General features: G+C 69.6%; 12 protein-coding genes. 3 read left to right on the forward strand and 9 right to left on the reverse strand.

Features of this window, described 5'->3' with window-relative positions; genetic code table 11:
- Positions 1-54: 54 nt before the first annotated feature.
- The 4 genes from AB0937_RS15485 to AB0937_RS15500 form a co-directional block, all read right to left on the reverse strand.
- Complete coding sequence (locus AB0937_RS15485) at positions 55-1,362, reverse strand: AI-2E family transporter (protein WP_366712093.1); 1,308 nt, start codon at positions 1,360-1,362, stop codon at positions 55-57.
- A 136-nt stretch (positions 1,363-1,498) separates the two neighbouring features.
- A complete protein-coding gene (locus tag AB0937_RS15490; protein ID WP_366712094.1) occupies positions 1,499-2,218 on the reverse strand; it encodes a transglycosylase SLT domain-containing protein in 720 nt (239 codons plus the stop codon).
- Positions 2,219-2,620: 402 nt separating this feature from the next.
- Positions 2,621-3,946 (reverse strand): PhoH family protein, encoded by a 1,326-nt coding sequence (locus AB0937_RS15495; RefSeq protein WP_366712096.1) that lies wholly within the window; start codon positions 3,944-3,946, stop codon positions 2,621-2,623.
- Between the two features lie 355 nt (positions 3,947-4,301).
- Entirely contained in the window at positions 4,302-5,075 is a 774-nt protein-coding gene (locus tag AB0937_RS15500) for an isoprenyl transferase (RefSeq protein WP_366712098.1), read from the reverse strand.
- A gap of 855 nt (positions 5,076-5,930) precedes the next feature.
- Between AB0937_RS15500 and AB0937_RS15505 the strand changes: the two genes are divergently transcribed.
- Complete coding sequence (locus AB0937_RS15505) at positions 5,931-7,121, forward strand: winged helix DNA-binding domain-containing protein (RefSeq protein ID WP_366712099.1); 1,191 nt, start codon at positions 5,931-5,933, stop codon at positions 7,119-7,121.
- 30 nt (positions 7,122-7,151) lie between these two features.
- On the opposite strand, the gene AB0937_RS15510 is transcribed toward AB0937_RS15505, so the two are convergent.
- The 4 genes from AB0937_RS15510 to AB0937_RS15525 form a co-directional block, all read right to left on the reverse strand.
- Positions 7,152-8,024, reverse strand: coding sequence for a class I SAM-dependent methyltransferase (locus tag AB0937_RS15510; RefSeq protein ID WP_366712101.1), 873 nt, complete (start codon positions 8,022-8,024; stop codon positions 7,152-7,154).
- 123 nt (positions 8,025-8,147) lie between these two features.
- Positions 8,148-9,026 carry an LLM class flavin-dependent oxidoreductase gene (locus tag AB0937_RS15515; protein ID WP_366712103.1) on the reverse strand — a complete coding sequence of 293 codons (879 nt, stop codon included), beginning with the start codon at positions 9,024-9,026 and terminating at the stop codon, positions 8,148-8,150.
- A 132-nt stretch (positions 9,027-9,158) separates the two neighbouring features.
- Positions 9,159-10,205 (reverse strand): hypothetical protein, encoded by a 1,047-nt coding sequence (locus AB0937_RS15520; RefSeq protein ID WP_366712105.1) that lies wholly within the window; start codon positions 10,203-10,205, stop codon positions 9,159-9,161.
- On the reverse strand, positions 10,193-10,852 hold the full coding sequence (locus AB0937_RS15525; protein WP_366712107.1) for a hypothetical protein: 660 nt from the start codon (positions 10,850-10,852) through the stop codon (positions 10,193-10,195). The genes AB0937_RS15520 and AB0937_RS15525 overlap by 13 nt, the downstream gene beginning before the upstream one ends.
- A gap of 320 nt (positions 10,853-11,172) precedes the next feature.
- Here AB0937_RS15525 and AB0937_RS15530 point away from each other — a divergent pair, with 320 nt between their 5' ends.
- Complete coding sequence (locus tag AB0937_RS15530) at positions 11,173-11,556, forward strand: DUF192 domain-containing protein (RefSeq protein ID WP_366712185.1); 384 nt, start codon at positions 11,173-11,175, stop codon at positions 11,554-11,556.
- A 380-nt stretch (positions 11,557-11,936) separates the two neighbouring features.
- Positions 11,937-12,200, forward strand: coding sequence for a hypothetical protein (locus AB0937_RS15535; RefSeq protein ID WP_366712109.1), 264 nt, complete (start codon positions 11,937-11,939; stop codon positions 12,198-12,200).
- A 43-nt stretch (positions 12,201-12,243) separates the two neighbouring features.
- Here the strand turns inward: AB0937_RS15535 and AB0937_RS15540 are convergent, their stop codons facing one another.
- Positions 12,244-12,711: a hypothetical protein gene (locus AB0937_RS15540; protein WP_366712111.1), complete on the reverse strand. Its 468-nt coding sequence runs from the start codon at positions 12,709-12,711 to the stop codon at positions 12,244-12,246.
- Between the last annotated feature and the right edge of the window lie 95 nt (positions 12,712-12,806).

Below are 12,806 nucleotides of genomic sequence, written 5' to 3' on the forward strand. Positions count from 1 at the left end.
GGGCCCCGCCCACCTGACCGGTGGGCGGGGCCCTGTGGTGTGTTCGGGGTGCCGCTACTGCGACGGGGCGTCAGGAGCGGGCTCCGCGCTGACCGCTGTGGCCCCGCGCGGCCGTACCGAGTGCCGCAGCGCCGACTTCTGCGAGTACGACCGCAGATACCCGGCGACCGTGTTCGTCACCGCCACCAGTGGCACGGCGACCACCGCGCCGCCGATCCCGGCCACCACACCGCCCGCCGCGACCGACAGCACCACCGCCAGCGGGTGCACCCGCACGGCCCGGCCCAGGATGAACGGCTGCAGGATGTGCCCCTCGATCTGCTGCACCGCCAGCACCACCACCAGGGTCATGACGGCCGTGAACACCCCCTGGGTGACCAGCGCGACGACCACCGCCAGCGCGCCGGACACCACCGCACCCACCAGCGGGATGAACGCGAACAGGAAGATGAACACCGCCAGCGGCACGGCCATCGGCACATCGAGGAAGTAGATCCCGAGCCCGATGAAGATCGCGTCGATCAACGCGACGATGACCGTGCCCCGCACGTACGCCGTGAGCGTCCGCCACGCCGCCGGACCGGCCCCGGCCACTCCCGGCCGTGCTGCCGCCGGCACCAGCCTCAGCGTCCACTCCCAGATCCGCTTGCCGTCGTAGAGCAGGAACAGCGTGCAGAAGACGGACAGCAGGATCCCGGTCAGCGCCTCGACGACGACCGTGACGCCCTCGAGCCCGGCGGAGGTGATCTGGTCGGTGTTCGCCCCGACGGCCTCGCGCAGGTTGGTGGCGATCTCGTTGATCTGCTTGTCCGTGACGTGGAAGGGGCTGTTCAGCAGCCAGTTCCGCAACTCGTCGATGCCGTCCTGGATCTGGCCCGAGAGGTCGTCGATGTTCTCCATGACCTGCCAGGTCACGAACCAGCCGATGAGGCCGATGACGACGAAGCCGAGGACGGCCGTCAGCGCGGTGGCCGGCCCGCGCGGCACGCCGTGGCGCCGCAGCCGCGCCACCGTCGGCTGCAGCATCGCCGTGATGAGCAGCGCGATGACGAAGGAGAGCACCACGAGCTGGACGGCGCTGATGACCCGCATCAGCACCCAGACGGTGCCCGCGAGGACGAGGAGCCGCCAGCCGGCCTCGGCCGCGACCCGCACCCCCCAGGGCACGGCCAGCGCGGGATCGGGGCGGGTGGCGACGTCGGGCGCGTAGTCCGGGGGTGGCGGAACCTGATCGCCGGCGAGCGTCCGTGACTCGGGGTCGTCCTGCTCCCGTTCGGCCTCGGCGCGGCGTTCGTTGTACCGCTCGCTCATCTCGGTCAGCCCGGCACCGAGCCGGCCGAGCCACCCTGGCACTCGCGACATGATCCGTCCTCTTCCCCCGTCTTGGCACACCACTCCCCCGGGGAGCCCTCCGTCCGACCGTACATGGCGCGAGCCCCGCACCGGATGACGGTGCGGGGCTCGAGCGGAGGAACGGATCGGCCGGGGGCCGGTCGGCTCAGTACCAGTGGTTGGCCTGCCAGAACGACCAGGCGTCACACGGGCTGCCGTAGCGGTCGTTCATGTAGTTGAGGCCCCACTTGATCTGGGTGGCCGGGTTGGTCCGCCAGTCGGCGCCGACGGACGACATCTTGGAGCCGGGCAGCGCCTGGAACATGCCGTAGGCCCCGGAGGAGGGGTTGACGGCCTTGTAGTTCCAGTCGGACTCGTGGTCCACGATGTTGCTGAAGCACTGGAACTGGCCCGACGGCACCAGCTGCCGCGCCATCGCCTGGATCTGGGCGATGCTGTACGAGCTCGCGACGGGGAAGTCGGAGATGTCCTTGGAACGGCTGGCGGCGGCCTTGGCCTCCGCGCGCTCCTTGGCCGCGGCCTCGGCGGCCTTCTCGGCCTTCTCAGCGGCTTCCTTCTTGGCGATGGCCGTCTCGGCGGCGGCCTTGCGGGCGGCCTCCTCGGCGTCCTTCTTCGCGCTCGCGTCCGCCTGAATGGCCTGTGCGTCGGCCTGCTGCGTCAGCGACGCGGTCTGTACCTGGGCCTGCTGGCCCGCGGGGATGTCCGCGAGCAGCGTGGCGCCGGTTGCCGTCGCTTCCGCGTCGTTGTTCTGCGCGGTGCTGCCCGAGGCAACGCCGACGACGCTTCCGACAGCGGTGACCGCCGTGGCCGAAGCCACTGCGAATCCCCGGACCGAGATCCGGCTCACACGGTTTCCTTCCAGCATCGCCCGCTTCGGTGACCCTCGCGGACGCAATCGTGCCCCTGGCACTGGCCTCCCCAACTGCGGGGTCACGGGAGGCGCGGGCCCGGTGGGCAACTCCCCCGGGGGGAGCGCCGCGTGTTGCTCGGGCGGCATACGACATCGCTATGCAGTTGGTGCTGTTGCTTTTGTGGTGCCGTACCGCTGGGGGTACAGCTGTGTCGTATGCGGGGCCTGACAGGAGTGAGACTCTGCCGCAACACGACGGGGCAAGGCAATTCCGAGTTGCGTGTGAAAGCTCACATCTCGTTTGACGCAGGAAATTCCACGGAACGGCCACACGCGAAGGCGCCGTCCGGCTAGGCTCTTGGCCTTTTCCGGACGGCGCCAACTATCGCATAACCGCCATTACTTACTACTGACCGGTCAGATCTGCCCGTCTTCGAGCATTTCGGTCACAAGGGCGGCGATCTGGGACCTCTCGGACCGCGTCAGGGTCACATGGGCGAAGAGCGGATGCCCCTTCAGCTTCTCGACGACGGCGACCACACCGTCGTACCGGCCGACCCTGAGGTTGTCCCGCTGGGCCACGTCATGGGTGAGAACCACCCGTGAATTGGCCCCGATCCGGGAGAGAACGGTGAGAAGAACGTTCCTCTCCAGCGACTGGGCCTCGTCCACGATCACGAACGCGTCGTGCAGCGAGCGTCCGCGGATGTGGGTGAGCGGCAGGACCTCCAGCATCCCGCGCGCGGTGACCTCCTCGATGACCTCCCGGGACGTGACCGCCGAGAGCGTGTCGAACACGGCCTGCGCCCAGGGGCTCATCTTCTCGGCCTCGGAGCCCGGCAGATAGCCCAGCTCCTGCCCGCCCACCGCGTACAGCGGACGGAAGACCATCACCTTCTGGTGCTGACGGCGCTCCAGCACCGCCTCCAGACCGGCGCACAGCGCCAGCGCCGACTTGCCGGTGCCGGCCCGGCCGCCCATGGACACGATCCCGACGTCCGGGTCGAGCAGCAGGTCGAGCGCGATCCGCTGCTCGGCGCTGCGGCCCTTGATGCCGAACGCCTCCCGATCCCCGCGCACGACCCGGATGTTGCCCTCGGGTGTGACCCGCCCGAGCGCCTTGCCGCGCTCCGATTGGATGGTCAGACCCGTGTGCACCGGGAGTTCGGCTGCCTCGGGGACGTGGACGTGCCCTTCCTCGAAGAGGATGTCCACCTGCTCGCCCGGCAGGGTCAGTTCGGACATTCCGGTCCAGCCGGTGGAGTCCGTGATGGCGAGTTCCGCGCGGTACTCCTCGGCGAGGAGCCCGACGGAGGACGCCTTGATCCTGAGCGGGAGGTCCTTCGACACGACGGTGACGTCGAGTCCCTCGGCCTGCAGGTTGCGGGCGACCGCGAGGATGCGGGAGTCGTTGTCCCCCAGGCGGTAGCCGCTGGGCAGCACGCTGGGGTCCGAGTGATTGAGCTCGACACGGACGGTCCCGCCCAGGTCACCCGTGGGGATGGGGGCGTCGAGGCGACCGTGCCGCACCCGCAACTCGTCGAGCAGGCGGAGGGCCTGCCGGGCGAAGTAGCCGAGTTCGGGATGGTGCCGCTTGGCCTCCAGCTCCGTGACCACGACGATGGGGAGCACGACCTCGTGCTCGTCGAAGCGGTTCAGGGCGTTCGGGTCGGCCAGCAGGACGCTGGTGTCGAGAACATAGGTGCGCCGGTCGGGCTTGTGGCGCTTTGTGCTGGTCACCACGGAAGGACGTACCCCCTCGGATGAGGTCGGGGAGCGACGGTATGGAGCTGGACCGGTCGTCGGCCGCCCTGCGCGGGCCGAGAACCGGCCCTCCGCCTCTTCGTCCGTGCTGTGACCGCACGATCGGGCTGGTGCAAAGGGCCTCCCGGGCGGACGGCCCCGTGCCGTCCGCTGAGATCCGACACCCGTGGTTCGGGCGTCGACCTGTCTGGGTTATGCCCTCGAACGAGCGTCGCCATGCCACGGCATATGACGGCGTGCCGGTGAACTCGGCGTTACCGCGCGCCCTCGACCGGGTGCCGGGAGGTGGTGTGACGTGGGACGTCCCGTATCCGCGCGCCCCGCTGCGGGTACGTCAGCCGCCGTAGCGCCGGTGGCGGGCCGCGTAGTCGCGCATGGCCCGCAGGAAGTCCACCTTGCGGAACGCCGGCCAGAACACGTCACAGAAGTAGTACTCCGAGTGGGCGGTCTGCCAGAGCATGAATCCGGACAGCCGCTGCTCGCCGCTGGTGCGGATGACCAGGTCGGGGTCGGGCTGGTCGCTCGTGTAGAGGTGACGCCCGATCATGTCGGTGTCGACGGCCTCCGCGAGGGCCTCCAGCGAGGTGCCCTTGTCCTGGGCGTCGAGCAGCATCGACCGTACGGCGTCGGCGATCTCCTGACGGCCGCCGTAGCCGATGGCCACGTTGACCACTATGCCGTCGACGTGCGCGGTGGTCTCCTCGGCTTCCTTGAGGATGGTCTGCAGCCCCGAGGGCAGCAGGTCGGGCGTGCCGACGTGGTGCACACGCCAGCGGCCGTCGGCGGCCAGGGTGCGGACGACGTCCTCGATGATGCCGAGCAGGGGGACGAGCTCCTCCTGCGGACGGTCGAAGTTGTCCGTGGACAGGAGCCAGAGGGTGACGACCTCGACGTCGGTCTCGGTGCACCAGCCGAGGAACTCCTCGATCTTCCCGGCACCGGCCCGGTGGCCGTCGACGGTGCTGGAACCGGCGGCCTTCGCCCAGCGCCGGTTGCCGTCCATGATGACGCCGATGTGCTTGGGCACCTGAGCGTGGTCCAGGTGACCTTCCACCCGGCGTGCGTACAGCCTGACCAGCAGGCCGCGCAGCTTGTCGCGCAGGTTCACGTGATTGTCAGCCCCTCCGTACGGATCGGACAGGCCGCGGCGTGCGGCCCGGTCGTGGCCGCGGGCGGTCCCTGCCCGTGTGGCAGTCCCCGGAGGCGAAGCCTACCCTCGCCGCGGCCCTGGGCCGCCAACGGGGGCGGAACGAATGGTTCCGGCCGGTGGTTCGAGCCGCCCGGCGGACCATGAAAAACGGGCCGGTCCGTGGGGGGGGAGACGGACCGGCCCGAGGGGGGGTTTCCACCATAACCCTTCGTGAGTGATGCTGCGCGCATCGGCGTGCCACAACTACTCTCCGGAGCCGCACGGCGACACGGCGATGCCCGCGGAGCCCTTCGTTCAGGGCCCGCCGTCGGCCGAAACATGGCGCATACGCTGGGGAATCAGGCGTCCGGGCGCCGGGGGCCGGAGGATTTGCCGCACCTTGGGGCGCGCTCGGGCGACTTGTCCCGACATCCCCCCGACGGGTGACCCGGTTGTGAACGCCCGCTTGACCCGGAGCCACCGCCGGACGCGGGCCGCGGCGGTCCGGACCGCCGGCGCACGAATGCTTTGCCGACCGGTATCGCCGCCGCGCGGCTCGATGACGGACCCCCAGGCACCGCGCAGCCCCCTCCACTGCGCGGTACCGCACGCGCAGCTTTGCTTACGCGAATCACCCCGCCTAGAACCTACGCGCGCGGCCGCTCAGAAGCGAGCCGCGGGCGATAACGATGTGAAAACCCTCGTCGGATGATGCGGAAGTGCGGTGTGTGAAAGGAGCGACCCGCGAGCGGCCCGCGAGCGGCCCGCGAGCACCTCACGGCCAGGGCGGCGTTCAGGACGGTTTCTGTCCTCATTGCGTTCTAGCCTCGCCTCATGACGACGACCCTGAAGATCACGTGGGCCGCGGCGAGCGCACGCCGGGCGGAGCGGCAGTTCCTGGCCAGGCCGGCCCCGGCGGGGACGCCGGTCGCCGAGGTGGTCGACGCGATGCTGGGCGCGCACGCGCAGGTCCTCTCCGCGGCGGAACTGTCGGTCGGGATGCGGACGGACGGGGCGACGCGGGCGGACGTACGGGCCGCGCTCTGGGACGACCGGTCCCTGGTCAAGACATACGGCCCACGCGGCACGGTCCACCTCCTCCCGGCCCGTGAACTGCCCCTCTTCTCGGCGGCGCTGACCGCGGTGCCCAGCGGACCGAGCCCGTTCCCGCCCGGCGTACGGCTCACCGAGGAGCAGACCGGCCAGGTCGTGACCGCGATCGGTGAGGCGCTCGACGGCAGGTGCCTCACCGTCGACGAACTGTCCGAGGAGGTCGTCGCCCGCACGGGTCCGTGGGCCGGCGACCGTGTGATGCCGGCGTTCCAGGACCTGTGGCCGCGCTGGCGCCAGGTGCTGCACCGGGCCGGCTGGGCGGGCACGCTGTGCTTCGGCCCCAACCGCGGTCGCAAGGTGACCTACACGCGGCCGGTGCGGCGCGGCGGTGGGGCGGCCGCGGGGGTGGCGGCGGGGGGCCTGCCGGCTGATTTCGTCCAGCGCTATCTGCATGCGTACGGTCCGGCGACGCCGCAGCATTTCGCGCGCTGGCTGGCGGCGCCCACCGGCTGGGCGACGTCCCTGTTCGGCGAACTGGCCGCCGACGGCCGTATCGAGGAGGTCGACTTCGAGGGGACACCGGCGTGGGTGGCGGCGGGTGACACCGACTTCTCGCCCGGACGGGGAGGCCCGGACGGCCCGGCAGCGGGTGTGCGGCTGCTCCCCTACTTCGACGCGTACGTCATCGCGGGGCAGCCCCGCGAGCGGCTGTTCCCCGGAAAGGCGTACCAGCGCGCCCTCGGGGGCGGTCAGGCGGGCAACTACCCGGTGCTGCTCGTCGACGGTGTGGTGGCGGGGGTGTGGCACCAACGGCGCCGGGGCCGTCGTACGACCGTGACGGTCGAGCCGCTCGTGCGGCTGACCGCGCGGCAGCACCGGGAGCTGGGCGAGCAGGTGGAGCGGGTGGGCGAGGTGCTGGAGGCGACGCCCGAGCTGGTGGTGGGAGAGGTGACGGTGGGTCCGCACGCGTGAGGCGTCGCCCAGCCCGCGCGGGTGCGCGCGTCAGGCGGGCTTGCGAACGTCGAAGAGGTGGCGCGTGCTGTGGGCCACGAAGGGTCCCTCGGCCTGGATGCGCTCGTGCAGATCCCGGAGCCGCGGCTCGTACGCCTCGACGGTGAAGCCGGGGACCATCCAGACCACCTTGCGCAGGAAGTGCACGACGGCGCCGACGTCGTGGAACTCCATGCGCAGCCGCTCCGCCCGCAGACCGACGACCTCCAGCCCGGCGGCTTCGGCGTCGGCGCGCTCACGGTCGGGGTGACGGGCACTGCGCACATCGTCCGGCTGGGGCCCGATGAAGTACTCGACGAGTTCGAAGACGCTGCTCGGGCCGACGTGCTGGGCGAAGTACGTCCCGCCGGGCCGGAGGACGCGGGCGATCTCGTCCCACTGGGGGCGGACGGGATGGCGGCTGACGACCAGGTCGAAGGCACCGTCGGCGAAGGGCAGCGGGGCGTCCTCGGCCGCGGCGACGACCCCGACGCCGCGCGGACGGAGCAGGGCGGTGGCCTTGGCGACGTTGGGCGGCCAGCCCTCGGTGGCGATGGTGAGGAGGGGCGGCCTCGGGGCGGGGGCTTCGGTGGTGTGGGAGGTGGCCGCCCCGGCCGGCTCGCCGCTGTCCCCGCCGCCGACTCTGGCGAGGGCGAAGTCCAGCACCTCTCCTCCGCCGGTCTGCACGTCGAGCACCGCGCTCGCCCGGCCCAGCCGCTCGGCCATGGACACGGCGTACTCCCAGGAGGGGCGTTCCTCCGTCGCCCGCCCCTCGAACCAGGAGAAGTCCCAGCCTTCCGTGGGGACGGAGGCGCCTTCGGCGACGAGGTCCTCGTAGGCGATGGGGCGTGAGGGGTGCGGTTGCGGTTCCCGGATTTGTGCCATGGGGAGATGGTGGCATCGCACGGGCGGGGACGCCCGCTGTTTTCGTGCCGCCAGGCGCCCGGCCCCTCACCGGACCGCTACTGGAATTCAGGGGACGAGTGGATTGCGGGGGGCGAGGGGATTTCAGGGGACGAGGGGGCGAACGTCCTCGGCCGCGAACCGCACGAAACCCTCCGGATCGGGTTCGTCCGCCGTCGGCTGCAGTACGACGCTGTCGGCGCCGGCCTCGACCAGCCGCTCGACGGCCTCCGCGACGGCCCCGGCAGCTCCGGCGACTCCGAGGTCCGGAACGGCTGCGAGCCCTTCGGCGTCGAGCTCCGCGCGCAGGCGGGCGTCGGCGTCGTGCCCGGTGGCGGTGAGCAGATAGACGATGAAGGGGTGGGGCCCGGCCTCACGCCCGGCCGCAGCGCGCCCCTCCTCGACGAGCCGCCGTGCCCGGCGGACGCCCTCGGCGTTGGTGGCCGCGGTGAGGATGGTGCCGTCGGCGGCCTCTCCGCTGAGCCGCAGCGACCGCGGCCCGGTGGCACCGGCCAGCACGCCGGTCTGCGGGGTGGGCGGCGGCCAGTCGAGGGCGACATCGTCGAGCTTGACGTACCGGCCGTCGACGGTGACGCGCTCGCCGCTCAACAGGGCCCGGAGCGCGAGGAGATGCTCGCGCAGCAAGGTGAGAGGCGACTCGGCGCGTGCGCCGACCTGCCCCATCCAGTCCTGCACGCCGTGCCCGACGCCGAGGATCGCCCGCCCCGGGAACATCCGGTGCAGGGATGCGGCTTCCATGGCGGTGATGGCGACGTTCCGCAAGGGCACGGGCAACAGCCCGACCCCGACCCGCACATGCTCGGTCCACGCCAGAGCGGCTGCGGCGGTCGAGATCCCGCCTTCTCTGAAGCAGTCTTCCCAGAGCCAGAGTTGCTCCAGTCCTGCCTCATCGGAGATTCGGGCTACAGATCGGAGCCGTTCCGGGGCAAGTTGGGGGCGGAATACAGCGCCTAGCGCGGTCACGAGGTCCTCCAAATCCGGCACAGATCGGCTTCACAACTCCATGGTTGGCGGAACGCAAGCACCTCTCCAGCGGCTGTCACCAGCCTCCCTGGGCTCGCAGGAGTGGCCCACTCGTATGCCAGCCCTTCGGCGTCATCGGTTGACGGATTGGATCTCCTGGACAACTACATTCTGCTCCCCGCCGAAAGAACCGTCCGGCAAACGCTGTTCACCGACCACGCCTGTACCGGTCCAGTGGATCTTCCAGGTGACCGTCGCCCTGAGCTGATACGAACCATCGCCCGACGACCGTAGGTACTTCACGCCGCAGGACGGGTTCACGTTGGCCTTACCTTTGGCGTAGGGCTCACCGATTCGTCCGTTCTGGATCTGACAAACGCCCGAAGCGGGGTACGTCTCGGCGTCGGTGGTGCCCGGCTCGATCTTCACTGATACGGGTTCGGCGGTTGTGGTCGCCTGAATGCCGAGCAGTGGAACGGAGGCCGTCACGGACACAGGCTTGAACTCCGCCGCGTCCAGCCACGCCCAAGTAGGCAGATTCACTTTTGTGCTCGCCCGCGGGGCGAGATTCATCTCCGTCGAAGGGACGCGCACTTCGGCGTAGGCAAGCTGCGCGAGGACCTCGGTAGTGATGGCCTGCGGGATGTCGGCCGGTGGATCGTCGTTCTCGTCCACCCAGAAGATGGGCTTGTCGCAGTCAAGCGCCCCTGGGTCCCCCTCCCGGCCGGGCGTGACGTAGAAGTCCCACCAGTATCCCTTGCCGGCCTTGTCCTTGTTGAAGTCTTTGTAGGGGTGACCGTTGACATAGCGATCGCGCTGCGCGGCATCCCACTCGTAGCCCGTCGAGCCGGCTTCCCAAGTCGGTTCCAGGTACTTCTGCAGCTGCTCCGGCGTGTACTTCGGAGCGTAGTAGCAAGCCGGCGGGGTCCAGGGCGTCGAAGAAGTCACCGGGCCTGCCGCCTGGCCCGAGCCGTTGTGGGAACGGTCGAAGACGACGACTCCTGCGCTCGACGACAGGGTGCCGCCGTCTGAGTCACCGTGGGCGTCCGTCTTCGGAGGAGGCATCTGTGATCCGCCACCAATGACGTTGTCCGCCTCCGCGGGACTTCCGCACAGCAGCATCGAACCGATCGCAACGGGCACGATCAAAGCCCGGGAAGCTGGTCTCAGGGCTGGCACCTGTCGCTCCCCCTCTGGGAAAGGATCTTCTCAACGACCCACACGCCCTTGTCGTTCTTCTGCAGCAGAGTGTTGTAGAGCACGTAGCTGTTCTTGGATGTGGGGGTTCTATTGACCTTCTTGTTCTTCAGATACATGTCGTAGGCCTTGCTCTGGTCTTCGCAATACACGAGCGACCCGGTGCCCTCACCCTTGACGTTGACTACAGGGTCGTAGAAGCGATATGCGCCCGTGACACGCGCTTTGGCCTTGACATAAGCCTGAATGAACTTCTGTGTTCCTGCGGCGGCTTCGCCCTCGTAGTAGTAGAGGTACGGCTTGTCGAGAGCGTTCTGGTTGACGATCGCCAGGTCCACTGCCTTGATGGACTGTTCGCTGTCGGCCAGGATCGCGTCCTTCTCCTTATCGCCCGTCTTGGGCCAGTCGAAGGTGTAGGAGAGGTCAGACGGCAGGTCGATCTTCGGCCGGTCGGCCGAGTCCGCTGCACTCGGTGAAGGGGAGACGGACGCCTTGTCCCCGGTGTCCGCTCCCGCGATCTTGTCGTTGTCCTTGCTCTTGGAGCTGTCATCGCTCCCGCACGCGGACAGCGTCAGGGCCGCAGCGGCGGTCAGCGTGAGCGCTGCGAGGAGGGTGGGGCGGCGGGTCACGTTCGGCTCCCGGGAGGTGGCGAGGCTTCTCTTGAGCGAACCAAAGCTATACAGCGGGGTGCGGCCGCACCAGGGTGAAGGTCGTCAACTGCCGGGGTGTATGGGGAGAAATCGGCGGTTCATCGTCACCCTTGAGCCGTAACGGTTGCGTAACGCGCCGAGCGGCAGCGCCAACAGCGGTGCCGCGCCGGGCGTTTCAGTCAGGAACCAGCAAAGAACATGGGCCCGTTGGGTCCGTGGGCCCATGTGAGGGACTATCGGATCCGGATACGTTCGGGGCCGTGGAGCCACGGACGGGTGGCAGGACGGAGGGGGTCCGGATGGGCCGGCGTTGGCGGGACGGGCATGGGGAACTGGTCGTGCACGGGGGCGATGGAGTGCCGTCCGTCCGGGTCCCGCTGGAGGTCGCCACCTCCTACCGGGCGCGGACCAAGGGACTGTTGGGGCGGGACGCCCTCGACGGGGCGATACTGCTCTCCCCCGCCAACAGCGTGCACACCTTCCGCATGCGCATGCCGATCGATGTCGCCTATCTCGATCGCGGCCTGCGTGTCCTCACCGTCCGCACCATGCGTCCGGGGCGGCTGGGTATGCCCCGCTTCCGGGCCCGGCACGTGATCGAGGCGATGGCCGGGGCGATGGGCGAGTGGGGGATGCGGGAAGGGGCCCGGGTGGAGGTCGTGGTACCGGCGGAGGACGGATAAGAGCATTCTGGGGCCCTTTATGTGCCGACTTGTATGGATGGCTGGAATGCAGGCACGCCCCTGGGCGCTACGGCACGGAACACACGCTGCGGGAGCCCTTTTCCGAGCTCAGGCACCTCTATTGGGCCCGTGATCACAAGTCGTGGTCAGCACTCTTCGACGTCCGGAGCGTGGAGCCCGTCAGAGCTCTTTTCTCTGACCGCGGAGCCCCTGTGGACGTCTCGGACACGGTACGAAGGGATGCGGACGATTACGAGGGCCACAGTCGTTCGGGGTTCTCCTGGCGTGAACTGTCCGCTGTCGAGTGGGATGCCCCCTGCACCGACGGCCCGTCTCGGTACTGGGTCCGCCGCTGGTGCCGTGGCCGCGCAGGATCCCTCGTGCCCGAGGGACTGACAGCGCTCCCGGATGAGCTGTACGACTCGGCCGCCGTCGCGTTCGGAGAGGGCAACATCGCTCCTTCGCAGTGGCCGGCCGACGGGGAACTCATGCTCGGTGACGAGGTGTACCGACCTGTCTCCCCTGCCTACCGCGACCTGGTACCGGCCGACGGACCATGGCAACCGGTGTGGAAGGTGATGGGCACCCTGGCCGGACTCCATGGCGCGGACAACGTCCGGCTAGTCGTCTGGTTCGGTGGCTGAACGGAGACCCGGGGGTGTGCCCGGCCTCCTGCATGCAGGGGCGTCACGGCGACCACTCCTGTGCGGCGCTCCTCGTCGCGGCCGTCAGGGTCGGCTTGATGGCCAGTCGCGCCAAGGCCTCCCAGCTGCCCGGCACGACATTCGTGCGGTGGAGGAACCAGATGGTCTCCTGTACCGCGCTACAGCGCTGCCGCGCGAACGCGGCCGCGAGCAGCGCGGCGTCTTCGGCCTCCTCATCGTTCAGCAATCCGGCGGTGGCTTCACGGTCGATGAAAGCGAAGGCGTCGTGCGCAAGCGCCTGCCGCACCGAGGCGGCCCACTCCGCCGCCACCCTGTCGACCCACTGTTCAGTCGGTGGCTCTGGCGCGGTGGGAATCCCCATGTCAGCCCAGGTCCCGACCACCTGCACCACCCGCTCCCGAGTGACCTGGGAAGTGGTCGGCATGATCCGGGTCAGCCAGAAGTCTGCCTCGTCCAAGGTGTGGTCGTCGTAGAAGTCCCGTAGTTCCACGTCCCAGTCGTGCACACTCTGCCGTCGGTCCGGCAGACACGCGCGCAGTACGCGCCGAGCCTGCTCGCGTCTCTCCTCAGCGGGGGCGAGTGCCT

The organism is Streptomyces sp. NPDC047880 (genome assembly GCF_040706515.1).
GTDB lineage: Bacteria > Actinomycetota > Actinomycetes > Streptomycetales > Streptomycetaceae > Streptomyces.